This window comes from Massilia sp. CF038 (assembly GCF_900129765.1).
Lineage (GTDB): Bacteria > Pseudomonadota > Gammaproteobacteria > Burkholderiales > Burkholderiaceae_D > Telluria_A.
In genome coordinates this window covers 118438-140375 of record NZ_FQWU01000005.1, presented here as the reverse complement: position 1 = coordinate 140375, position 21938 = coordinate 118438, and the positions used below count along the sequence as shown (strand labels likewise).

Genomic DNA, 21938 nt, shown 5'->3' with positions numbered 1-21938 from the left:
GTTTAAGCGTAACCGATGGCGAAGATGCGCATGGTCATTTTGTATAAAAAATAGGCAGCTTCATAACCGCTGCGCCGGATCCAGCTCACGTGTTCGAATTCTTCCGCCAGCACGGGGACCGCGTCGCCGATGCCTTCTAATATATGTTCGCGCATGGTTTGCGCAAACGCTTCGTCCTTGACTACGATATTGGCTTCCTGATTCAGGAACAGCGACAGGCCGTCGCAGTTGCTTGAGCCAACAGTCGACCAGTCGTCATCCACCACGGCCACCTTGGCGTGCAATTGGGTTTTGCGGTATTCATACACTTTCACCCCGCTGGCCAACAGCTTGGGGTAGAAGGAGCGCGCCACCATGTCCTGCAGCCAGATCTCACCGACACCAATCAATAGCTGGACTTCCACCCCGCGCTGCCCCGCCACCGCCAGCGCCTTGCGGAACTTGTGGCCGGGTGCAAAGTAAGGATTGACCAGCAAGACGCTTTTTTTCGCCCGGCCAATGGCCTGCAAGTAAGCGCGCTGAATGGTGTGGCGGTTACGCAGACTATCGCGCACCACAAATGCGGCCTGCACCGGCTTGTCGCTGTCCGGCAAAGGCTGCTTGCGCATTTCGCGAAACAGATTGATTCGCTTCATCAGGCCCAGCCGGCCCACGCGCGCCCATTGCGCCTGGGCTTCATGGTGGATGGTCGACACCAGCGGTCCCACCACTTGCACTGCGAAATCCCAGCGCGGAGCGGGCAAGCGCTTCCTGGCATCGTAGTCACAGAACCAGTCGTCATTGATATTGATGCCGCCGACAAAGGCCACCGTCCGGTCGACCACGGTCACCTTGCGGTGCGTACGGGCCACGCCACGGCGGAACCAGGAATTGAAAGCGCGAAAATGGACACCGCCCTCGACAAAGGCGTCGCGCAAACGCTTGCACTGCTGATTGCCCGTGCCCCACCAGTCAGTCACGACCCGCACTTTCACGCCGCGCTGGGCAGCTTTGATGAGCGCCCCTTCGACGGCGCGACCAGTATCGTCATCGGCAAAGATGTAGGTTTCGAAGTAGATATCGTACTGGGCATCTTCGATGGCCGCGATCATTGCCGGAAACAGTTCGACACCGCTTTCCAGCAAGGTAACTTCGTTATGAGCGATTAGATTGACTGCGCGCATGGGCTCGACGGTGAGGCGACCTCAGGCCAGCTTGAGATTGGCCACAATCGGGGCATGGTCGGACAGTTTGGCCCACAAGGTACCGTGCAGCACTTGGGCAGTATCGACCTTGAAGCCGCGCACATAAATGCGATCGAGGCGGAACCACGGCAAGGCAGCCGGGAAGGTTCGTGCCGGCACGACCGGCTTGTCGCGTCCGGCCAGGCCACGTACCAGGTCGCCAATGCGGGAGCGCGAGCCCAGTTCGTCAAACACTTCCACCACGTCCAGCGCATTGCGCAGCTTGTCGCTGAGCGTGTTGCGCCAATCGTTGAAGTCGCCGGCGATGATGACCGGTTCGCCATTGGGCGCCGATTTGTTGACGCAGTCGATCAGGGCCTGATTCTGGCGGCTGCGGCCCGATTCAAACAAGCCCAGGTGCACGACGAAACAATGGATCGGGCAGGTTTGGGTATTGATCACACAATGGAGAATCCCGCGTTGCTCATATGCATGGTCGGAAACGTCGTGGTTATGCGAGTTTTCGATCGGATAGGCGGACAGCAAGGCGTTGCCATGGTGGCCGTGGTCGTAGACCGCATTCATGCCATAGGCGGAATGGTGCGATTCACCGGCGAAAAATTCGTGCTGGGCCGATTGGGGCCAGTGGCGATGGCCACGGCTTTCCTCGCCAAACTTGTCCTGATAGCGGTCGTGCCGGCCTTGTACCTCTTGCAGAAACACGACGTCGGCGTCGAATTGGGCGATTGCCTTTTTCAGTGCGACAACGCGTGGTGTGCTCCGGATGGAGGACACGCCTTTGTGGATGTTGTAAGTTGCGACACGAATCTTCATGGGAACATTCTAACCGCATCCTTACGGATACCGCGCACAAGCGACGCCGCGCCTGAAAAAGTGGCGGTTTTTTGAAACTTGGGGGGATGGGCAGCTTTCTAGGCGAGGGCAGCTTTCCCAAGTATGCGCTCAATCAGTTGCTGTTCAAGCGCCGCAAACGCTTGTGTGCCGCGTCTGCCATGGCGCGGCAAATCAACGCGCAGGTCGAGCGCAAGTTTGGCGTCTTCAATCAACAGGACACGATCGGCCAGTACCAAAGCTTCCTGCACATCGTGGGTGACCAGGACGGCAGTAAAGCCGCGTTCGCGCCACAATGATTCAATCAATTGCTGCATTTCAATTCTGGTCAGCGCATCGAGCGCACCCAGCGGCTCGTCGAGCAGCAACAATTGCGGATCGTGTACCAGCGCCCGTGCCAGCGCCACGCGTTGACGCTGACCGCCCGATAACACGGTCGGCCATTCCGCGCCACGCGATGCAAGCCCTACCGTAGCAAGCGACGCCGCTGCGGCGCTGCGGTCTTTTTTCAGACCCAGCGCAACATTGTCCAGCACTGACTTCCACGGCAGCAAACGCGCTTCCTGGAACATGATCCGCACTTCGGGCTCACTGTCCGCAGCACCGATCTGCATCGTACCGCGATCCGGCGCTTCAAGCTGCGCAATGGTGCGCAGCAAGGTGCTCTTGCCGCAACCGCTGCGGCCAATCACGGCCACAAACTCGCCCGGCGCCAGATCGAGGTCGATCCCGGACAGCACCAGCTTGTCGCCATAGGATTTACCGACGCCCTGTAGCGACAAGCGCACGCCGCGCTGTTTAAGCGCCGCTGCCGCGACCGTGCTCTCTTCGATCCGATTGATTTGCATGCTGTCCTTTTAGCGGTAAGCTGGATTCCAGCGGAGGAAATAGCGTTCCATGCCGCGCGATAACAAGTCGGCGCCCTTGCCCAGCAGGGCGTACAGCAAAATGCCAACCAGGACCACGTCCGTTTGCAGGAACTCGCGCGCATTCATGGTCATGTAGCCGATGCCCGCTTGCGCCGAAATGGTTTCAGCGACGATCAGTAGCACCCATACCAGCCCCAGTGAAAAACGCACGCCCACCAGAATCGACGGTAGCGCGGCAGGCAAAATCACATCGCGATACAGCGGCCAGCCAGACACGCCATAGCTGCGCGCCATCTCGATCAAACCCTGGTCGGCCGAACGAATGCCGTGGAAGGTATTCAGGTAGACCGGGAAGAACACGCCAATTGCAAGCAGGAACAGCTTGGCCGTTTCGTCAATGCCGAACCACAGGATCACCAGCGGAATCAGTGCCAGCGCCGGAATATTGCGGATCATCTGCAGCGTGGTATCGAGCAGGGTCTCTGCACGCTTCACACTGCCATTGAGCAGACCAAGCACCAGGCCAAGACCCGCGCCGATGGCAAACCCGGTGGTGGCGCGCCACAGGCTGGTGCGCAAGTGCTGCCACAGTTCGCCGGATTCGGCCAGCGTCCAGAATGCCTTCGCCACTGCCCACGGTTCAGGCAAAATTCGGCTCGACAGCCAGCCCGCCTGCGCGGCGGCCTGCCATACGGCGATCAGCGCCACCGGCAATGCCCACGGCGCCAGGAGGGATGGCTTGCTCATGTCACGCCGCCTTTTTGGGCACGATATCGCTGGCCATCATCTCGCCAAATGGTCCGGTGATCGATTGCTCGCCCTGGACCTTGCCCTTGCCCAGCAGCGGGAATACCAGCTCGGCAAAACGGTACGATTCTTCCAGGTGCGGGTAGCCAGACAGGATGAAGGTATCGATACCCAGATCGGCATACTCCTGCATGCGCGCTGCCACGGTTTCCGGGTCGCCCACCAGCGCGGTACCGGCGCCGCCGCGCACCAGACCCACGCCCGCCCACAGGTTGGGCGAGACTTCCAGCTGGTCGCGCCGCCCGCCATGCAGGGCGGCCATGCGGCGCTGGCCCACCGAATCCATTTTTGCAAACGCAGCCTGCGCCTTGGCGATGACTTCGTCGTCCAGATGGCTGATCAATTCATCGGCGGCGCGCCACGCCGCTTCGTTCGTTTCGCGCACGATCACATGCAGACGAATACCGAAGCGCAGCGTGCGTCCGCGCTTGGCGGCGCGGGCCCGAATGTCGTCCAGCTTTTCCTTCACGGCGGCCGGTGGCTCGCCCCAGGTCAGGTACACGTCCATCTGTTCGGCCGCCAGTTCGTGGGCCGGTTCGGAAGAGCCGCCGAAGTACAGCGGCGGGTAAGGCTTTTGCACCGGGGGATACAAGGTCTTGGCGCCCTTGACCTGGATATGCTTGCCTTCAAAGTCGTAGCCGGCAGCGCCGCCCTCGCCTGCCATGGTCGCGCGCCACACTTTAAGGAACTCGTCCGAAATCTCGTAGCGCTTGGAGTGGTCGGCGAACACGCCGTCGGCCTCCAGCTCGCCCTGGTCACCGCCGGTGACCACGTTGATCAACAGACGTCCGTTGGACAGGCGGTCAAATGTCGACGCCATCCGCACCGACAAGCCGGGGCTGGACAGGCCGGGCCGGATCGCGACCAGGAACTTGAGTTTTTGCGTGACCGCGATCAGCGACGAGGCGACGACCCATGCGTCTTCGCAGGAACGGCCGGTCGGCAGCAATACGCCGTCGTAGCCTAGCGTATCGGCCGCCACGGCAACCTGTTTAAGATACTCGGCGTCGACCGTGCGTGCGCCTTTGCTGGTGCCCAGGTAGCGGCTGTCGCCATGGGTGGGGATGAACCAGAATACATTGAGTGACATAGGAACTCCTGCGTTACAGCTTGTAGGGCAACTGAGCGTCTTTTACAACGATCGGCTTGGGAATGAGCTTGAGGGTGCTGAAGACATCGGCGATTTTCTGCTGCTCGCCGATCACTTCCGGCGTGACTGGCTTCACGCCGTAGGCATAGCGGCTGGCGGCCAGTTCGACCACGGACGGCTCCAGGCCGGTTTGCGCAGTCAGGATCGCGGCCACGTCTTTCTGGTTCTGGCGGCCCCAGTCATCGACCTTGGCCAGTTCCTCGATCACGATGCGTACCGTGTCAGCATTGGCCACCGCGTAGGGACGCGAGGCCAGATAGAACTGGTGATTGGCCACCAGGCCCTTGCCGTCGGAAAGAATTTTCGCGCCAAGCTGTTTTTCGGCGGCCGCCAGGAACGGATCCCAGATCACCCATGCATCGACTGCGCCGCGCTCGAAGGAGGCGCGGGCGTCGGCCGGCGGAAGGAATACCACTTGCACATCCTTGTAGTTGACGCCTGCTTTTTCCAGCGCTTTGACCAGCAGGTAGTGCACGTTCGAGCCCTTGTTCAGCACGACCTTCTTGCCCTTGAGGTCAGCAATGCTGCGAATGGTCGAGCCTTTCGGCACGATGATCGCTTCCGACTGTGGCGACGGCGGCTCGTTGCCGACGTAGACCAGATTGGCGCCGGCGGCCTGCGCAAAGATCGGCGGCGCTTCGCCTACAGCGCCAAAGTCGATGCTGCCCACGTTCAGGCCTTCCAGCAGAACTGGGCCAGCCGGGAATTCTGTCCACTTGACGCTGATGCCTTTTTCGGCCAGCCGCTTTTCCAGCGTGCCACGCCCCTTGAGGAGCGTCAGGGTGCCGTACTTCTGGTAGCCGATGCGCACTTCCTTGCTGGCCTGGGCGCTGGCGTCGGTAGCGACGCCAGTAGCTAGTACGGTGGCCAACAGCAGGCCAAGTGTCAGGCGGCGGGTGGCACGTTTATTTGAATACAGGGTCATCTTCTTGTTCTTTCGGTGAGGGTCAGGCAGCCAGGGCCGGGGTGGTCAATTGGTGCTGCGCGGCGCGATAACTGGGCAGCGCCTGCAATTCGGCGGACAGCTGCGCGACACCCTTGGCGATGCGCGCGGCGATGGGAGCATCGGCCTCAAAGCCCGCTTCGGGGCTCCATTGCAGCTGCGCTGACGTAGCGTAAATACCGGGCAGGATGAAACGTGCCGAGAGTGATGCCAGCACCGGCCGCAGTGCATAGTCCAGCACCAGCATGTGCGACTGGCTGCCACCTGTGGCCAGTGGCAGCACCAGCTTGCCGTCCAGGCCATCCTGGGGCAGCAGATCGAGGAAGGCTTTCAGGATGCCTGTATAGGAAGCCTTGTACACCGGCGTGGCGATGACGATGGCGTCGGCGTCCAGCACCAGTGCCGTGGCACGGACGATGGCCGGGTCATTGAAGTCGCCGTGCAGCAGTGCCTCGGCCGGCAAATCGCGCACCTGCAGTCGGTTGCAGCGGTGGCCCTGCAGGGCAAGCTTGTCGCCGATGTGCTGCAGCAGCCGGGCGCCGCTTGACGATGCCGCAGGGCTTCCGCCCAACAATAAAACGCTCATGATTGGTCCGTATCAGGTTAGTGATCATGCATAACTGAGCACAGCGTAAGCCGCACGCCACAAAATAAAAACGAATGGTTTCGCGCTTGAATATGCGTTTTTCGTTCCAGCGTTTTGCGTATATCGAAGGTCGGATATCTTCGTTCCCTTCCCCTCAAGCGCGGTGCAATACTGTTTTTCACCAAATGAAATCAGGACATTACCGATGCCCGCTACACTTCTTCGCCAGCCGTCCGACACGGCGCTGCCAGATGCCATCAGCATCGCGGAAGCGCTCGCCGAGCGGCTCTCCCACAATGCCGCCGAACGTGATGCCGCAGGCGGTCACGCTGCCGCTGAACGGCAGTGGATTCGTGATTCGGGTCTGCTGACGCTGTCGATCCCCACCGAATTCGGTGGCCAGGGCGCTTCCTGGAGCACGGTGTACGAGGTGATCCGCATCCTGGCCCGCGCCGACAGCGCGCTGGCCCACGTATTCGGCTTTCACCACCTGCAGCTCGCAGGACTAACCTTGTACGGCAACGCCCAGCAGCAGCGCCAGTTGTTCGAAGCGACGGTGCACGACGGCCTGTTCTGGGGTAACGCACTGAACCCGCTGGACAAGCGCACCGTGGCGCGCGCCACTGCCGACGGCTTTATCCTGAACGGCACCAAGAGCTTCTGTTCCGGTTCGGTCGGGTCGGACTGGCTGACCGTCAGCGCCTGGGACGAGCAAGCTGGCGCCGCACTGATCGCAGTACTGCCGACCACCCAGGCCGGCATCACTGTGCAAGCCGACTGGGATGCGTTCGGCCAGCGCCAGACCGACAGCGGCAACGTCCACTTCGACCAGGTCACGCTGCGCGCCAGCCTGGTGCTGCAGCAGCCAGGCCAGACGCCAACGCCGCAGGCGACGCTGCGTTCGCAGATCGCGCAGCTGATCATGGCCAACCTTTATCTGGGCATCGGTCAGGGCGCCTTTGCCATTTCACGTCAATACACATGCGAGCAATCGCGCGCCTGGTTTGCATCTGGTGTGGAAACCGCCGCCGATGATCCCTTCGTGCAGCACCGCTATGGCGACTTATGGCTGCTGCTGCGCCCTGCCGAAGTGCTGGCCGATCAGGCCGCGCTGGCGCTCGATGCCGCCTTCGCAAAAGGCGCTTTGCTGACGGCGCGCGAGCGGGGTGAAGTCGCGGTGGCGGTGGCCGAAGCGAAAGTGCTGTCGCATCGCGCCGGTGTGGAAATCAGCAGCCAGATGTTCGAATTGACAGGCGCTCGCGCTACATCGGCACGATTCGGCTACGACCGCTTCTGGCGCAACGTGCGCGTGCATACCTTGCACGACCCGGTCGACTACAAGCTGCGCGACCTTGGGCGCTATGCGCTCAAAGGCAGCGTGCCTGAACCCACCGCTTATTCCTGACCATGGCCCCACTTTCACAGCCATTGATCCAGGTCCGGAACGTGTCCAAGACCTTTGCACTGCCACGTGGCGGGCGCTTCGACGCCGTACGCGACGTCAGCCTGGACGTGCATGAAGGCGATATTTTCGGCCTGATCGGCACCAGCGGTGCCGGCAAGTCGACCCTGCTGAGGCTCATCAACCTTCTGGAACGCCCCGACAGCGGAAGTGTCACCGTCGCCGGCAAAGAGCTGACGCAACTGAGCAAGCGCGAATTGCGCGAAGCACGTCAGAACATTGGCATGATTTTCCAGCAGTTCAATCTGCTGCAGAACGCCAGCGTGTACGAGAACGTGGCCTTCCCCCTGCGCATCCACGGCACCCTCAATGCGCCACGCCTCGATGCCCGTGTACGCGAGTGCCTGGATCTGGTTGGTATGGCCGACAAGGCAGACAATTACCCGGCCCAGCTATCGGGGGGACAAAAGCAGCGTGCCGCCATTGCACGCGCACTGGCTAGCCGCCCTGCGGTGCTGCTGTGCGACGAACCAACGTCAGCGCTGGACGCGCAAACCACCCGCGCCCTGCTCGACACCCTGCGCGACATTAACGACCGCCTGGGAGTGACGATCGTGATCGTCAGCCACGAGCTGTCGGTGCTGGGCGCGATCTGCAACCGCGTTGCCGTCATCGAAGAAGGCAAGCTGGCCGAGGAATTCGACCTGGCCGATACCAGCGCACCGCGCAAGACCGCGCTTGGGCGCGAACTGGCCTACTACGGCACCGAAAGCTATGCCCAGGCGGCGTGGAAGGGAGCGGCCCATGCTTGAAAATGTGGTCTCCATGCTGCCGGAACTGTGGACGGCGTTCGGGCAAACCATGACCATGCTTGCCATTGGCTTGACGTCGGCCGTGCTGCTGGGCGGGCCACTCGGCATCCTGCTGTTCCTGGTGGCCGACGGGCAGTCATTGCAGCACCGCCCGCTGTCACTGCTGCTTGGCTGGTTCGTCAACACGGTGCGCTCGTTCCCGTTCATCATTTTGCTGGTCGCCCTGGTACCGCTCACGCGCATCATCGCCGGCACCTCGATCGGTCCGCTGGCAGCATCGGTGCCGCTCTCGTTCGCCGCCATTCCTTACTTTGCGCGCCTGGTCGAGCAAAACCTGCGTGAGGTGCCGCGCGGTGTCATCGAGGCTGCCCACGCCATGGGGGCGTCCGAATTCCAGATCATCACACGCGTGCTGCTGGTCGAGTCGCGCTCCGGCCTGGTGCTGGCGCTGACGGTGCTGGCAATCAGCTTCCTGTCGTATTCCGCCGTTGCCGGCGTGGTCGGCGGCGGCGGCATTGGCGATCTTGCTATTCGCTACGGCTACTACCGCTTCGAGACCGACATCATGATCGTCACCGTCGCCATTCTGGTGCTGCTGGTGCAGCTGATCCAGTTTGCCGGCAATCGGCTCGCACGCCGCATCGACCATCGCTAATCCACTCTATCGAAAGGCATTCATGTCCATCACACGCCGTACTCTGGTCGTCGCCCTTGCCGGCATCACTCTGGCGGCATCGGCTGCCGCCAAGGACCCAAAAGAACTGGTCATCGGCACCAGTGCCGGTCCTTACGCCGACCAGATCAAGCTTGGCATCAAGCCGATCCTCGAGAAACAGGGCTACAAGATCAAGGTGGTCGAATTCAACGACTACATTCAACCGAATTTCGCACTGGCGGAAGGCTCGCTGGACGCCAACGTGTTCCAGCACATTGTGTACCTGACCAAATTCGCGACCGAGAACAAGCTGGCCATCACCAGCCTGGTGACCATCCCCACGGCACCAATTGCGATCTACAGCAAAAAGCACAAGTCGCTGGCGGAGGTAAAGGCCGGGACCACTGTGGCGCTGCCCAATGATCCAACCAACCAGGCACGCGCGCTTGTGCTGCTCAATCAGCTGGGTTGGATCAAGCTGCGCGAAAAGTTCGATCCAATCCGCGCTTCGGAGAAGGACATCGCGGTCAATATCAAGCAAATCAAACTGATTCCCCTGGAAGCGGCGCAATTGCCACGCTCATTGCAGGACACGGACTACTCCTTCGTGAACGGGAATTACGCCCTGGCGTCGGGCCTTAAACTGACGGAAGCGCTGATCACGGAGAAAATCTCCAGCAACTACGTCAATCTGGTCGCCGTGCGCACCGCCGACAAGGACAAACAATTTGCCAAGGACCTGGCAGCAGCTTACCGCTCGCGCGAATTTCTCGACGTGACCAACAAGCACTTTGCCGGCTACGCAAAAACAGACTACCAGCTTGCACTGCAAGCCGGACAGGGAAAACAATGAGCAAGCAGATTCGCTTCAACGCATTCCAGATGAATGCGCCCAGCCACCAGTCGCCGGGCCTGTGGACCCACCCGCGCGATGAAGGCTCCCGGTACACGCAGCCAGGCTACTGGACCGAACTGGCGCAACTGCTGGAAGCGGGCCGCTTCGATGCGATCTTCCTGGCCGACGTACTGGGTGTCTACGAAGTGTACGGGAGCAGCGCCGATGCCGCCCTGCGCTACGGCGTGCAGGTGCCACTCAACGACCCGCTGGCCCTGGTGCCGCTGATCGCGGCCGCTACCGAGCACCTGGGCATCGGCGTGACCGCCGCGCTGACCTACGAGCATCCCTACACCTTCGCGCGGCGCATTTCCACGCTCGATCACTTGAGCGGTGGCCGCATCGGCTGGAACATCGTCACGGGCTACCTTGACAGCGCCGCGCGCAACCTGGGACTGGAACAGCAGCTGGGCCACGATGCGCGCTACGACCTGGCCGACGAATATCTGGACGTGGTCTACAAGCTGTGGGAAAAGAGCTGGGACGACGATGCTGTGGTGCGCGACAAGGCACGCGGCATCTTTACTGACCCGGCCAAGGTTCATCCCATCAATCACCATGGCCGCCACTACACCGTCCCTGGCATTCATTTATGCGAACCGTCGCCGCAGCGCACTCCCATGCTGTACCAGGCCGGTGCTTCACCTCGCGGAACTGCTTTTGCGGCGCGCCACGCGGAAGCGACCTTTGTCAGCGGTCCGAGTATCGCCGTGGTAAAGAAGTATGTGAACGACACGCGCTCCACCCTGGAAGCGGCCGGCCGCGATCCTGCCTCGGTACTGATCTACGCGCAGGCGCTGATCATTACCGGCGCCACCGATGACGAGGCGCGCAGCAAATACGAGGATTACCTCAATCACATCGACGTCGACGCAGCACTGGCCCTGCTGTCCGGCTGGACCGGGGTCGACTTCAGCAAGCTGCCGCTGGACGCCACGATCGACTACATCGAAACGCAGGCCGGGCGCTCTGCGCTGGCATCGCTGAGCGAAGCCGATCCCTCGCACCGCTGGACAGTGCATGAAGCGGCCCAGTTCATCGGTCTGGGTGGCCGCGGACCGGTACTGGTGGGCGACGCCGGCCAGGTGGCAGACCAGCTCGAGGCATGGATGGATGCCACGGGGATCGACGGCTTCAATCTCGCCTTCGCCGTTTCGCACGACAGCATGCGCGACGTGGTGGAACTGGTGGTGCCCGAGCTGCAGCGGCGCGGCCGCTACCCCACCGAATACACCGCCGGCACTTTGCGCCACAAATTGCACGGCAAAGGCCCGCGGCTGGCCGCAAGCCATCCCGGCCGCCAGGTCACCATCGACGTACCGCTGCAATCGGCAGCATGACATCAAGGACATCATGAAACGCAGAGAGTTACTCCAGTTTGCCGCCAGCGGCGCCGCCTTGTCGCTGCTTCCCGCCACGGTGCACGCAGCACCGCTCAAGGAACTGCGGCTCGACTACGCCTACTATTCGCCAACCAGCCTCGTTCTGCGCCGTTTCGGCTGGCTGGAAGAAGAATTCAAGGCGGACGGCACGGCCATCAAGTGGGTGCACAGCGCCGGCAGCAATCGCGCTCTGGAATACCTCAATGCAAACAGTATTGATATCGGCTCCAGCGCAGGCTTGGCTGCGCTGCTGGCCAAGGCCAACGGCAACCCGATTCGTACGCCTTACATCTACTCGCGGCCGGAATGGACAGCTCTGGTGGTGCGCAAGGATTCGCCGATTCGCACGATTGCAGATCTGAAGGGAAAGAAGGTCGCCGCCACCAAAGGCACCGACCCTTACCTGTTCCTGCTGCGCGCCCTGAAGACAGGTGGTCTCAAACGCAGCGATATCGAGCACGTCGGTCTACAGCATGCCGATGGCCGCATCGCGCTGGAGCAAGGCAAGGTCGATGCCTGGGCTGGATTGGACCCGCACATGGCGGCAAGTGAACTGGAAGGCGGTTCTCGTCTCATTTACCGCAACGTCGCCTTCAATACCTACGGCTTCCTGAACGTACGCGAAGACTTCCTGGCGGCGCATGCGGCCGAAACCGCTCGCGTGATCCGCGCTTATGAAAAGGCCCGTCTGTGGGTGCGCGCCAACCAATCGGACGCAGCAAAGATCTTGTCTGAAGAAGCCAAGGTATCGCTGCCTGTGGCGCTGCTTCAGATCAAACTGCGTAGTGACTTCAGCAATCCGCAACCGTCGGCCGAACATCTGAAGGCTCTGCAGCTGGCGGCGCCGATCTTGCTGGATGAAGGCCTGGTCAAGCCAGGTACAGACCTGACCCAGGCAATTGCCACGCTGGTCGACACCCGCTTTTCGCAGTCCTTGATTGCGAAAGCCTGATTGACCATGAACACGCGCCTGCTCAAGCTTGAATCAACGGCGCTGCCGCGTCGGCCGGCATGGAAGCTGCCACTCGGGATTTTGCTGCCGGGCGCCGTACTTCTGCTGGCGGAGGCTGGCGTGCGTAGCGGTTTAATCCCCGCCAATCTGCTGCCGGCGCCCAGCGAGATCGCCGGCACGCTGTTTTATCTGGTGCAGAATGGACTGGCAAGCCATGTGATCAGCAGTACCGCAAGGGTGGTCGCCGGTTTCGGCATTGGTGCTGCGCTGGCCGTTGTGCTGGGCGCGGCGGTGGCGCTGAACCGGCGCGTTGATGCCCTGCTCGATCCAACCTTTCAAGCCCTGCGTGCCATTCCCTCGCTGGCATGGGTGCCCTTGCTCCTGCTCTGGTTTGGCATCGATGAAACGCCCAAGCTGATACTGATCGCAATTGGCGCCTTCTTCCCGGTGTACATGGGCGTGGTGTCCGGCATTCGGGGCGTCGACCGCAAGCTCGTCGAAGTCGCACAGCTATACCAGCTAAGCCGCACGGCACTGGCGCGCAGGGTGCTCATTCCCGCTGCGCTGCCCTCGTTGCTGACGGGACTGCGCAATGGACTGAGCCTGGCCTGGATGTTCATGGTGGCGGCAGAGCTGATCGCAGCCAGCCGAGGGCTGGGCTATCTGCTGTCGGACGGGCGCGAAACCAGCCGGGCCGACATCGTGATCGCTGCCATCGTTCTGCTTGCGCTGCTGGGCAAGGCCAGCGACAGCTTGATGGTGGCACTTGAAAAGCGCTTGCTCGTCTGGCGCGACAACTATGACAATGAGGCGGTGCGATGACAGAAATGCTTGATATCTTCGTCGCCGAAAAGCGCTACGGTGCGCGCCAGATCCTTCGCGACTTGCGCCTTACCTTGCGAACGGGTGAAATCGTTGCGCTGATCGGCGCCAGCGGCTGCGGCAAAAGTACCCTGCTGTCCATCGTCGCGGGGCTGGACCGCCACTACCGCGGACAGATCGTCCTGAACGGACTACCAGTTCAGGGCATCAGTGCCGACATCGGGTTCATTTTCCAGGAGCCGCGCCTGTTCCCCTGGCTTAGCGTGGCCCAGAACATCGCCTTCAGCAAGGGGCCCGGCGTTGCCGAGGACCCGCTGGTAACCGAACTGCTGGCCGAAGTTGGCCTGACCGGATATGGCGGTGCCTTGCCCAAGCAGCTATCGGGCGGTCAGGCGCAGCGAGTGGCAATAGCGCGTGGACTGTACACGAGGCCCAAAGTGCTTCTGCTCGATGAGCCGTTTTCCGCCGTCGATGCATTCACACGCATCAAGCTGCAGCAGCTGCTGGAGCGCGTGGCGCACGAGCATGGACTCACGGTGCTACTGGTCACGCACGATATCGATGAGGCGCTCTTTCTGGCCGACCGCGTCGTCCTGCTCGACAATACGGCGGGACCAGTACGCACCCAGTTTGATGTGGACTTGCACCGCCCGCGCAAACGCAGCGATGCCGCCGGCGGTCCACTCAAGGCGGCGGTTCTGCAGCAGCTGGAAACCGCGCACGCAATCTAGTCCTGCCGCATGTGCGCCTGGTTCACGCTGCTGCCAGGCGCCACGCTCTCGGTCAGCCACACATTGCCGCCGATAGTGGATCCGGCACCAATGGTGATGCGGCCCAGGATCGTCGCGCCGGCATAAATGACCACGTCGTCCTGCACGATCGGATGGCGCGCCACGCCTTTGATCAAAGCGCCGCTGTCGTCCGTGGGGAAACGCTTGGCGCCAAGCGTGACGGCTTGATACAGGCGCACACGCTCGCCGATAATGGCGGTCTCGCCGATGACCACGCCGGTACCATGGTCAATAAAGAAGCTGGCGCCGATCTGCGCGCCGGGGTGGATATCGATACCAGTGAGCGAATGGCCAATATCCGATATCAAGCGCGCCAGGAACGGCACACCCAGCTGGTGCAAACGGTGTGCGAAGCGGTAGTACAAAATGGCGATGGTACCTGGGTAGCAGAGCATGATTTCGGCCACCGATGTGGCGGCCGGATCGCCTGCCAGCGCGGCCTGCACATCCGACACCAGCAGCGCCCGGATCGTCGGCAGGCTGGCAGCGAAATCGCGCGTGATGGCGGCTGCGCGCTGGATCGTCGCTTCGGCATGTTCGGGCTCTGCGTCCGGGCCGAACAGCAAGCCGCGCCGGACTTGTTCAACCAGCGTGTTCAGCGTCGTCGTCAGGGTATCGCCGACAAAGTAGTCGATGCTGTCGTCGGTCAGGTTGGGCCGGCCGTAGTGAGTGGGGAACAGTGCCGCCGACAGGCCATCCACGATTTGCGACAGCGCCTCGCGCGATGGCAGTTCGCGCACGCGGCCATGGTGGCGGATGTTATGGGTGGCCTCGCGCGAAACACGCAGTGCCTCGATCACGGGTCCGAGGTTCCAGTTGGGCGGCTTGCTGCCGCTCTGGTCGATATGGTCGACAGGTTCGATTTTCATCACCCCAGCGTACGCCGGCGCGCGCGCAGCGGGAACGAATCAATTCAAGGATCGATATGCGTTTTTTGCAGCTAGCGGCGGGGGCCGTAATTGTATTTGCGCTCGATCGCGTTTGACACGCCCTCGCTGTTCATGGCCGACAGCGCCATGTTCATCCTGGTGATCAATGTGTCGGCAACGTCGGTGTTGCAGGCCAGGTACAAGCCGGTCTGGCGGAAGGTGAGCACTGGCACGATTTTGCCGCTCCAGCCGTTGTCGGCAATGAGCGGCCCGCCATTCTGGGTGCTGGACACCCACAGGTCGATCCGGTCCAGCAGCAGTTTGCGCGGGTTGGCCAGACGCTCGTGGACCGTGTCGACCAGGTAGCCCTGAGCGCTGAGCGTTTCGCCGCGCACGTCACCAAAATAGGCACCAATGCGATATTTACGCGCGTCCTCAAGCACCGTTACCTGATATTTGCGGCCGGCGCGGCCATACAGGGTCCAGTCGGTGGTATGGGTTGGTCCAACCCACTTGAAAAGCGCATCGCGCTCCGGAATACGGCTGACCGAGAAAATGCACGCGTCGCTGCGCGTTTGCGCCAGCAGGTAAGCCCGTTTCCACGGCAGCACATCGATCTCGTATTCCACGCCAGCCCTGGCCAGGATCTGGCGCACCTTGTCAACGGCAAAACCGGCCAGACGGCCGTTGTCCAGCGTGGCTGCCGGTGCGCCGAGCTCTGTGACCACATACAGACGCGGACGCGGCGAAGCATCCGCCACGGCCAGCAAAGGCAGGCCCGCGAGCAGCATGCTCATCAACGCGTGCCTGGTGTGCTTCATGGATTGACCAGCGGCGCCGTCTGCAGATACTCAAAGCGCTGCTCGATGGCCTTGTAGCTGCCATCGGCCTCCATCGAACGCAGGGCGGCATGCATGCGCGCCACATCGGCGTCGGGCGTGGCGGCGTTGCATGCGAGGTAAAGTTTGACCATGCGATAAGTATGAACCGGGACGATCTTGCCGGTCAACCCAACCCGCGCGAGCACGGCGCGCGAAGAACGTGTGCTGTTGACCCACAGGTCGATCCGATCGAGCATCAGCTTGCGTGGATTGGAATCGTCGTTCTGTACGAACTCCACATTCAAGCCATGCTCGCGCAGGAATTCGCCTCGCACATCACCGTTGTAGGCGCCAATGCGCAAACCGCGCGCATCGTCCAGCGAACGGATATTGTATTGGCGGTCGGCGCGCCCATACAGCACCCAGTCGGCCTGCGAAATCGGTCCGATCCAGTGGAACCAGGTTTCCCGTTCAAGGCTACGGGTGGTCATGAAGACACAGGTATTCGGGTTGGTATGCGCGAGAGTGATGGCACGCTTCCACGGCATCAAGGCGATGGTGTACGGCAGGCCGGCGCGGCGCATGATCTCATGGACTTTTTCAGCGGCGTGACCCGTTACGCGGCCCTTTTCCAGCATGACGGCCGGTACAGTCGTTTCAGCCGTGATGGTGATCGTGGCAGCTACCGGCGCACACAGCGCGGCCACGGCGCCAGCGAAGGCCAGGTGCCTAATGACGCGCCGGGATGCCGACATAGTTGTACTTTCGCTCGATGGCTGCCGAAACACCTTCGCTGTTCATGGTGCGAAGCGCGGCATTCATTTTGTCGACCAGCGCATCGGGCACGGATTTATGGCAGGCCAGATAAAGCTCCGTGCGTTTGAATGTCAGCACTGGCACGATTTGTTCGCTCCAGCCGTTTTCGGCAATCAGGCTAGTACCGACCCGCATGCTCGATACCCACAGGTCGATGCGCTCAACCAGCAGCTTGCGCGGGTTCGACAGCTTGTCCGGCACTGTGTCGACATTAAAGCCCTGTGCGAGCAGGGTGTCGCCCCGCACATCGCCGTTGTAGGCGCCGATGCGGTAGCGGCGTGCATCTTCGATACGCGCGATCTGATAGTCGCGGCCAGTGCGGCCGAACAGCGTCCAGTCGTTTTCGTGGGTGGGGCCAATCCATTGGAACATGGTCTCGCGCTCTGGCACGCGGGTGGTGGAATAGACGCAGGTGTCGACCTGAGTCTGGGCCAGCATGTAGGCCCGTTTCCAGGGCATGATTTCGATGTCGTAGTCGACGCCGACACGCTCCATGATCAGGCGGATCTTGTCGGTCGCAAAACCGATGACCTGGCCCTCACTCATCATGGCGGAAGGGGGCGACGATTCGGCCTTGATGTACAGATGCGGGTGCGCCACGGCGCTGGACGCAATTGCCAGGCCGGCCAGGACGAAGAAAACCCGATGCAATGGTCGTTTCATTAACACAAGGATAGCGCAAGGCCGGGGCGCGCGCTAGCGCAAATGCGCGCGTTGCGGCAGCTGCAAAATCGCCTCGGCGTTGGACGAGGAAAAGCAGCGATCGGCCGCTTCCATATAGGGCAGCCATACATGCTGCACATGCTCGCGCGGGCTGAGGACGACGCCGATATCGCGCGGGACGCACACGCCGAACACATGCTCGGTATTGTGGGTGACGCCGGGGGCGTAGCGGTGACGCCAGACGGGGTAAATTTCGTAGATGTTGGAGAGCTGCCAGTCGCGCAGGACGATGGCGACGCCGTCGGCAACGATGCCGGTTTCTTCGCGCAGTTCGCGTGCGGCGGTGTCGATGAGCGGCTCGTCCGGTGCGTCGAGCGACCCGGTGACGGACTGCCAGAAGCCAGGGCGGTCGGCGCGCTCGATCAGTAGCACTTCAAGATCGGCCGTATGAATGACGACCAAAACTGATTCGGGAATCTTATGCAAAGGCCAGCTCCAAAACGCACATCGCCCTCGCGAAGGCGGGGGCCCATGCCATTTTACCGAATTCGGCAGGATGGTATGGCCCCCCGCCTACGCGGGGGCGATGTGGGGGTAGGGTTTTAGGCGATCTTAAGCAAAGGCCAGCTACAAAACGCACATCGCCCTCGCGAAGGCGGGGGCCTATACCACTTTACCGAATTCGGCAACATGGTATGGGCCCCCGCCTACGCGAGGGCGATGTGGAGGTGTGGCTTTTGGCAGTCTTATGCAAAGGCCGCTAGAAAACCGACATCGCCCTCGCGAAGGCGAGGGCGATGTGGTGGTGAAGCTTTAGGCGATCTTCGGTTCCGTCGTACGCAAACGGATATGCAGTTCACGCAGCTGCTTCTCGTCGACTTCCGACGGCGCGTTGGTCAACAGGCACTGCGCGCGCTGGGTTTTCGGGAAGGCGATCACGTCGCGGATCGAATCGGAACCGGTCATCATGGTCACGATACGATCCAGACCAAAGGCCAGACCGCCGTGCGGTGGCGCGCCGTACTGCAGCGCGTCAAGCAGGAAGCCGAACTTGAGCTGGGCTTCTTCGGCGTCGATCTTCAGTGCACGGAATACCTTGCTCTGCACTTCTTCGCGGTGGATACGGATCGAACCGCCACCCAGTTCCCAGCCGTTCAGGACCATGTCGTAGGCCTTGGCGATGCAGGCGCCAGGATTCGTTTCGAGCATATCTTCGTGGCCGTCTTTCGGCGCCGTGAACGGGTGGTGGGTCGCGGTCCAGCGGTCCGACTCTTCGTCGTAGTCGAACATCGGGAAGTCGACCACCCACAGCGGTGCCCATACGTCGTTGAACAGGCCGGCCTTCTTGCCGAACTCGGAGTGGCCGATCTTCACGCGCAGCGCGCCAATGGCGTCGTTGACGACCTTGGCCTTGTCGGCGCCGAAGAAGATCAGGTCGCCGTCTTCGGCGCCCGTCAGTTCCAGTACCTTGGCCAGCGCGGCATCGTCGAGATTCTTGACGATTGGCGACTGCAGGCCATCGCGGCCCTTGGCCTTCTCGTTGACCTTGATGTAGGCCAGACCCTTGGCGCCGTAGATGGCGACGAACTGGGTGTAGGCGTCGATTTCCGAACGGGGCATGCTGCCGCCTTGCGGTACGCGCATGCCGACCACGCGGCCACCAGCCATGTTGGCGGCGCCGTTGAAGACCTTGAACTCGACCGACTTCATGATCTCGGTCAGGTCGGTGAATTCGAGCTTGACGCGCATGTCCGGCTTGTCGGAACCGTACAGGCCCATCGCGGTGGCAAAGTCCATCACCGGGAACGGGTTCGGCAGGTCGATGTCGAGCGTGTTCTTGAAGACGATGCGGATCATGTCTTCGAACAGATCGCGGATTTCCTGTTCGGTCAGGAACGAGGTCTCACAGTCAATCTGGGTGAATTCAGGCTGACGGTCTGCGCGCAAGTCTTCGTCGCGGAAGCACTTGGTGATCTGGTAGTAGCGGTCGAAGTTGGCCACCATCAGCAGCTGCTTGAACAGCTGTGGCGATTGCGGCAGCGCGAAGAAGTTACCCGCGTTGACGCGCGACGGCACCAGGTAGTCGCGCGCGCCTTCCGGGGTCGACTTGGTCAGCATTGGCGTTTCGATGTCGATGAAGCCCAGCGCGTCGAGGTACTTGCGCACTTCCATGGTGACCTTGTAGCGCAGGCGCAGGTTGTTCTGCATTTGCGCGCGGCGCAGGTCGAGCACGCGGTGGGTCAGACGGGTGGTTTCGGACAGGTTGTCGTCGTCCAGCTGGAACGGTACCGGCACCGATGCGTTCAGCACTTCCACGGCGCTGGCCACCACTTCGATTTTGCCCGACTTGAGGTTGTCGTTGATGGTCGTGGCCGAACGGGCCGTGACAACGCCGGTGATGCGCAGGCAGAACTCGTTGCGCACGCCTTCGGCGACCTTGAACATTTCAGCCTGGTCGGTATCGCAAACCACCTGCACCAGACCTTCGCGGTCGCGCAGGTCGATGAAAATCAGTTTGCCATGGTCGCGGCGACGGTGAACCCAGCCGCACAGGCTGACGGTTTGGCCCAGCAGTTCTTCAGTAACAAGGCCGCAGTAGTTTGTACGCATCGAGGACATATTATTTTCAGTCTAGGTTAATTATTTGGTTGGCAAACTCTCGGGGGCAACGACACCCATCGAGACAATATATTTCAAAGCGGCGTCGACCGACATGTCGAGTTCAACGACCTTGCTGCGTTCCATCATCAGGAAAAAACCCGAGGTCGGGTTGGGCGTGGTCGGTACATAAACACTGATGTAGTCGCCGGTCAGGTGGTTCTTCACATCGCCGCCGGGCACGCCGGTCAAAAAGCCGATGGTATAGCTGTCCGCATGCGGGTACGGCAGCAAAACAGCTTTGCGGAAGGCATTGCCGGACGACGAAAACAAGGTATCCGACACCTGCTTGACGCTGCCGTAGAGCGAGCTGACCACCGGAATGCGGTGCAGCAGGCGCTCCCACAGGCGCACCAGATAATTGCCGATCAGATTATTCGTCAGCAGGCCGGTCAGGAAAACAATCGCGATCGTGAGTATCGTGCCCAGGCCCGGAATGCGATAGCCGATCAAGCTTTCAGGACGCCACTGCTGCGGTAACAGCAGCAGCGACTGGTCCATCGTATTAATTACCAGGCTCAGGACCCACACCGTGATGGCGATCGGGACCAGAATCAGCAATCCGGTAATGAAATATTTGCGCATTTAAATCTCAGTGAAGGTTAGCGGCGCGGCCAATCAGGTGTTGCTGGTGCCAGGGGTGGCCGGCGTCGTGCTGGCGGCAGGCGCGGCGGTACTGGCCGCTGGCGCAGCAGGTGCGGCTGGCGCTGCATCGACCGGACCAGTTGCAGTGCCGGTGGACGGCGGCGTGCCACCGCGGAAATCGGTCGCATACCAGCCAGTGCCCTTGAGCTGGAAGCCCGCGGCAGTCAGCTGCTTCTTGAAAGATGGCTTACCGCAGGAAAGGCAGACCGTCAGTACCGGGTCCGAAATTTTCTGCAACACATCTTTGGCAAAACCGCATTCATCGCAGCGGTAGGCGTAAATCGGCATTGATTACTCCGCAAAAATCGTCAAAACCCTGAATTATAAGCCTTTTTTAAGTATGCCAGCATAAAGTGCCCCCTCTACATGATGCAATGTCATCACAAACTGGTAAGATGCGTGCCTGCCGCATCGGCATCAGCCGGGCTAACTTTAAAAGGAATCTAACGATGTTGATGAAGTCTCGCGTTTTGATCATTGGCGCCGCCTCCGTGCTGGCTCTGTCGGCTTGCACCAAGAAAGACAGCACCGCTGCCACCACCCCACCTGCTGCTGACAGCAAAGAAACGGTTGTTGCCACCGTGAATGGCACCCCGATTTACTCGGGCGTGGTCGACATGATGGTCAAAGAGCGCGCGGCCCAAGGCCAGCCGGACAGCCCGGAACTGCGCAAGATGATTATTGAAAACCTGGCCATGCAATCGATGGTTGCCAGCGAAGCGTCCAAAAAAGGCCTGGACAAGTCGCCAGAAGTGACCCGTCAGCTGGACATGCTGCGTCAATCGCTGCTGGCTAATGCTTTCGTTCAAGACTACATCAAGAACAACCCTGTTACCGACGCCATGATCAAGGCAGAATACGACAAGATCAACGCCAAGGCCGGCGGCAATGAATACAAGGCCCGCCACATTCTGGTCAAGGACGAGGCTGAAGCGAAGGCGATCATCGCCAAGCTGAAAAAGGACATGAAGGGCTTCGGCGCCCTGGCCAAAGAAAAATCGATGGATCCAGGTTCGAAAGTCAATGGCGGCGACCTGGGCTGGTTCAATCCTGCCGGCATGGTGCCTGAATTCGGCGCCGCTGTAACCGCGCAGAAAAAAGGCGAGATTTCGGAAACCCCGGTCAAGTCGCAGTTCGGTTACCACGTGATCGTGGTGGACGATTCCCGTCCAATCACCCCGCCACCGCTGGAACAAGTCAAAGAACAGCTCAAGCAGCAAGTACAGCGCGAGAACCTGAAGAAGTTCTTCGACGACATGAAAGCAAAAGCGAAGATCGATATCGTTGGCGAGAAGCCAGCGGCGGTCGCAGCGCCAGCGGCACCAGCAGCAGCGCCAGCGCCAGCACCAGCACCTGAAGTCAAGAAGTAATCTGTCGCACAGTCG

24 protein-coding genes are annotated in these 21938 nt (G+C 61.1%); 9 read left to right on the top strand and 15 right to left on the bottom strand.

All coding sequences use genetic code 11. The annotated features are described in order from the left end of the window. Positions 1-2: 2 nt before the first annotated feature. The 7 genes from clsB to ssuE form a co-directional block, all read right to left on the bottom strand. On the bottom strand, positions 3-1163 hold the full coding sequence (gene clsB / locus BUC24_RS23770; RefSeq protein ID WP_073222773.1) for a cardiolipin synthase ClsB: 1161 nt from the start codon (positions 1161-1163) through the stop codon (positions 3-5). A gap of 21 nt (positions 1164-1184) precedes the next feature. Next, on the bottom strand, positions 1185-1997 hold the full coding sequence (locus BUC24_RS23765) for an endonuclease/exonuclease/phosphatase family protein (protein WP_073222771.1): 813 nt from the start codon (positions 1995-1997) through the stop codon (positions 1185-1187). 98 nt (positions 1998-2095) lie between these two features. Further along, positions 2096-2863, bottom strand: coding sequence for an ATP-binding cassette domain-containing protein (locus BUC24_RS23760; RefSeq protein WP_073222769.1), 768 nt, complete (start codon positions 2861-2863; stop codon positions 2096-2098). A 9-nt stretch (positions 2864-2872) separates the two neighbouring features. Beyond that, the gene (ssuC, locus tag BUC24_RS23755) at positions 2873-3631 is read right to left on the bottom strand and encodes an aliphatic sulfonate ABC transporter permease SsuC (RefSeq protein ID WP_143167636.1); all 759 of its coding nucleotides are present in this window, start codon (positions 3629-3631) and stop codon (positions 2873-2875) included. A 1-nt stretch (position 3632) separates the two neighbouring features. Further along, positions 3633-4781, bottom strand: a complete 1149-nt coding sequence (ssuD, locus tag BUC24_RS23750; protein ID WP_073222765.1) for an FMNH2-dependent alkanesulfonate monooxygenase — start codon at positions 4779-4781, stop codon at positions 3633-3635. 13 nt (positions 4782-4794) lie between these two features. Then, positions 4795-5766 carry a sulfonate ABC transporter substrate-binding protein gene (locus tag BUC24_RS23745; RefSeq protein WP_073222763.1) on the bottom strand — a complete coding sequence of 324 codons (972 nt, stop codon included), beginning with the start codon at positions 5764-5766 and terminating at the stop codon, positions 4795-4797. Between the two features lie 22 nt (positions 5767-5788). Further along, a complete protein-coding gene (gene ssuE, locus BUC24_RS23740) occupies positions 5789-6370 on the bottom strand; it encodes an NADPH-dependent FMN reductase (protein ID WP_073222761.1) in 582 nt (193 codons plus the stop codon). A 205-nt stretch (positions 6371-6575) separates the two neighbouring features. Here ssuE and BUC24_RS23735 point away from each other — a divergent pair, with 205 nt between their 5' ends. From BUC24_RS23735 to BUC24_RS23700, 8 genes are read left to right on the top strand one after another with little or no spacing between them, the layout of a single operon-like run. Next, positions 6576-7775 carry an acyl-CoA dehydrogenase family protein gene (locus tag BUC24_RS23735; RefSeq protein ID WP_073222759.1) on the top strand — a complete coding sequence of 400 codons (1200 nt, stop codon included), beginning with the start codon at positions 6576-6578 and terminating at the stop codon, positions 7773-7775. A gap of 2 nt (positions 7776-7777) precedes the next feature. Next, a complete protein-coding gene (locus BUC24_RS23730; RefSeq protein WP_073222757.1) occupies positions 7778-8584 on the top strand; it encodes a methionine ABC transporter ATP-binding protein in 807 nt (268 codons plus the stop codon). After that, positions 8577-9239 carry a methionine ABC transporter permease gene (locus BUC24_RS23725; RefSeq protein WP_073222755.1) on the top strand — a complete coding sequence of 221 codons (663 nt, stop codon included), beginning with the start codon at positions 8577-8579 and terminating at the stop codon, positions 9237-9239. The genes BUC24_RS23730 and BUC24_RS23725 overlap by 8 nt, the downstream gene beginning before the upstream one ends. 22 nt (positions 9240-9261) lie before the next feature. After that, positions 9262-10092 carry a MetQ/NlpA family ABC transporter substrate-binding protein gene (locus tag BUC24_RS23720; protein WP_073222753.1) on the top strand — a complete coding sequence of 277 codons (831 nt, stop codon included), beginning with the start codon at positions 9262-9264 and terminating at the stop codon, positions 10090-10092. Further along, complete coding sequence (locus BUC24_RS23715; RefSeq protein WP_073222751.1) at positions 10089-11474, top strand: LLM class flavin-dependent oxidoreductase; 1386 nt, start codon at positions 10089-10091, stop codon at positions 11472-11474. The genes BUC24_RS23720 and BUC24_RS23715 overlap by 4 nt, the downstream gene beginning before the upstream one ends. 13 nt (positions 11475-11487) lie before the next feature. After that, positions 11488-12468 carry an aliphatic sulfonate ABC transporter substrate-binding protein gene (locus BUC24_RS23710; protein WP_073222749.1) on the top strand — a complete coding sequence of 327 codons (981 nt, stop codon included), beginning with the start codon at positions 11488-11490 and terminating at the stop codon, positions 12466-12468. Positions 12469-12474: 6 nt separating this feature from the next. Beyond that, positions 12475-13290 (top strand): ABC transporter permease, encoded by an 816-nt coding sequence (locus tag BUC24_RS23705; protein ID WP_073222930.1) that lies wholly within the window; start codon positions 12475-12477, stop codon positions 13288-13290. Further along, complete coding sequence (locus BUC24_RS23700; RefSeq protein WP_073222748.1) at positions 13287-14021, top strand: ABC transporter ATP-binding protein; 735 nt, start codon at positions 13287-13289, stop codon at positions 14019-14021. Before BUC24_RS23705 ends, BUC24_RS23700 begins: the two co-directional genes overlap by 4 nt. Here the strand turns inward: BUC24_RS23700 and epsC are convergent. The 8 genes from epsC to BUC24_RS23660 form a co-directional block, all read right to left on the bottom strand. Continuing rightward, the gene (epsC, locus tag BUC24_RS23695) at positions 14018-14950 is read right to left on the bottom strand and encodes a serine O-acetyltransferase EpsC (protein ID WP_073222746.1); all 933 of its coding nucleotides are present in this window, start codon (positions 14948-14950) and stop codon (positions 14018-14020) included. The genes BUC24_RS23700 and epsC overlap by 4 nt on opposite strands. A 71-nt stretch (positions 14951-15021) precedes the next feature. Further along, positions 15022-15747, bottom strand: coding sequence for a substrate-binding periplasmic protein (locus tag BUC24_RS23690; protein ID WP_073222929.1), 726 nt, complete (start codon positions 15745-15747; stop codon positions 15022-15024). 20 nt (positions 15748-15767) lie between these two features. After that, complete coding sequence (locus BUC24_RS23685; protein WP_083599121.1) at positions 15768-16526, bottom strand: substrate-binding periplasmic protein; 759 nt, start codon at positions 16524-16526, stop codon at positions 15768-15770. Then, entirely contained in the window at positions 16501-17250 is a 750-nt protein-coding gene (locus BUC24_RS23680; protein WP_073222744.1) for a substrate-binding periplasmic protein, read from the bottom strand. Before BUC24_RS23680 ends, BUC24_RS23685 begins: the two co-directional genes overlap by 26 nt. Positions 17251-17283: 33 nt before the next feature. Further along, complete coding sequence (gene nudB / locus BUC24_RS23675; protein WP_073222742.1) at positions 17284-17736, bottom strand: dihydroneopterin triphosphate diphosphatase; 453 nt, start codon at positions 17734-17736, stop codon at positions 17284-17286. Positions 17737-18063: 327 nt separating this feature from the next. Then, positions 18064-19860, bottom strand: a complete 1797-nt coding sequence (gene aspS / locus BUC24_RS23670; protein ID WP_178372612.1) for an aspartate--tRNA ligase — start codon at positions 19858-19860, stop codon at positions 18064-18066. A 30-nt stretch (positions 19861-19890) separates the two neighbouring features. Further along, positions 19891-20493 (bottom strand): DUF502 domain-containing protein, encoded by a 603-nt coding sequence (locus tag BUC24_RS23665; protein ID WP_073222738.1) that lies wholly within the window; start codon positions 20491-20493, stop codon positions 19891-19893. 33 nt (positions 20494-20526) lie between these two features. Beyond that, the gene (locus BUC24_RS23660; protein ID WP_073222737.1) at positions 20527-20841 is read right to left on the bottom strand and encodes an FmdB family zinc ribbon protein; all 315 of its coding nucleotides are present in this window, start codon (positions 20839-20841) and stop codon (positions 20527-20529) included. Positions 20842-21008: 167 nt separating this feature from the next. On the opposite strand from BUC24_RS23660, the gene BUC24_RS23655 reads away from it, so the two are divergent. Continuing rightward, the gene (locus BUC24_RS23655) at positions 21009-21923 is read left to right on the top strand and encodes a peptidylprolyl isomerase (protein WP_073222925.1); all 915 of its coding nucleotides are present in this window, start codon (positions 21009-21011) and stop codon (positions 21921-21923) included. The last annotated feature ends 15 nt before the right edge of the window (positions 21924-21938 follow it).

Bases quoted from the DNA above. Each gene is read 5' to 3' on its own strand.
- BUC24_RS23665 (WP_073222738.1), bottom strand. From the start codon at position 20,493: ATGCGCAAATATTTCATTACCGGATTGCTGATTCTGGTCCCGATCGCC.
- aspS (WP_178372612.1), bottom strand. From the start codon at position 19,860: ATGCGTACAAACTACTGCGGCCTTGTTACTGAAGAACTGCTGGGCCAA.
- epsC (WP_073222746.1), bottom strand. From the start codon at position 14,950: ATGAAAATCGAACCTGTCGACCATATCGACCAGAGCGGCAGCAAGCCG.
- BUC24_RS23725 (WP_073222755.1), top strand. From the start codon at position 8,577: ATGCTTGAAAATGTGGTCTCCATGCTGCCGGAACTGTGGACGGCGTTC.
- BUC24_RS23720 (WP_073222753.1), top strand. From the start codon at position 9,262: ATGTCCATCACACGCCGTACTCTGGTCGTCGCCCTTGCCGGCATCACT.
- BUC24_RS23715 (WP_073222751.1), top strand. From the start codon at position 10,089: ATGAGCAAGCAGATTCGCTTCAACGCATTCCAGATGAATGCGCCCAGC.
- ssuE (WP_073222761.1), bottom strand. From the start codon at position 6,370: ATGAGCGTTTTATTGTTGGGCGGAAGCCCTGCGGCATCGTCAAGCGGC.
- BUC24_RS23690 (WP_073222929.1), bottom strand. From the start codon at position 15,747: ATGAGCATGCTGCTCGCGGGCCTGCCTTTGCTGGCCGTGGCGGATGCT.
- BUC24_RS23705 (WP_073222930.1), top strand. From the start codon at position 12,475: ATGAACACGCGCCTGCTCAAGCTTGAATCAACGGCGCTGCCGCGTCGG.
- BUC24_RS23655 (WP_073222925.1), top strand. From the start codon at position 21,009: ATGAAGTCTCGCGTTTTGATCATTGGCGCCGCCTCCGTGCTGGCTCTG.
- ssuC (WP_143167636.1), bottom strand. From the start codon at position 3,631: ATGAGCAAGCCATCCCTCCTGGCGCCGTGGGCATTGCCGGTGGCGCTG.
- BUC24_RS23700 (WP_073222748.1), top strand. From the start codon at position 13,287: ATGACAGAAATGCTTGATATCTTCGTCGCCGAAAAGCGCTACGGTGCG.
- clsB (WP_073222773.1), bottom strand. From the start codon at position 1,163: ATGCGCGCAGTCAATCTAATCGCTCATAACGAAGTTACCTTGCTGGAA.
- BUC24_RS23760 (WP_073222769.1), bottom strand. From the start codon at position 2,863: ATGCAAATCAATCGGATCGAAGAGAGCACGGTCGCGGCAGCGGCGCTT.
- BUC24_RS23685 (WP_083599121.1), bottom strand. From the start codon at position 16,526: ATGTCGGCATCCCGGCGCGTCATTAGGCACCTGGCCTTCGCTGGCGCC.
- BUC24_RS23660 (WP_073222737.1), bottom strand. From the start codon at position 20,841: ATGCCGATTTACGCCTACCGCTGCGATGAATGCGGTTTTGCCAAAGAT.
- BUC24_RS23765 (WP_073222771.1), bottom strand. From the start codon at position 1,997: ATGAAGATTCGTGTCGCAACTTACAACATCCACAAAGGCGTGTCCTCC.
- BUC24_RS23680 (WP_073222744.1), bottom strand. From the start codon at position 17,250: ATGAAACGACCATTGCATCGGGTTTTCTTCGTCCTGGCCGGCCTGGCA.
- BUC24_RS23745 (WP_073222763.1), bottom strand. From the start codon at position 5,766: ATGACCCTGTATTCAAATAAACGTGCCACCCGCCGCCTGACACTTGGC.
- BUC24_RS23710 (WP_073222749.1), top strand. From the start codon at position 11,488: ATGAAACGCAGAGAGTTACTCCAGTTTGCCGCCAGCGGCGCCGCCTTG.
- ssuD (WP_073222765.1), bottom strand. From the start codon at position 4,781: ATGTCACTCAATGTATTCTGGTTCATCCCCACCCATGGCGACAGCCGC.
- BUC24_RS23730 (WP_073222757.1), top strand. From the start codon at position 7,778: ATGGCCCCACTTTCACAGCCATTGATCCAGGTCCGGAACGTGTCCAAG.
- BUC24_RS23735 (WP_073222759.1), top strand. From the start codon at position 6,576: ATGCCCGCTACACTTCTTCGCCAGCCGTCCGACACGGCGCTGCCAGAT.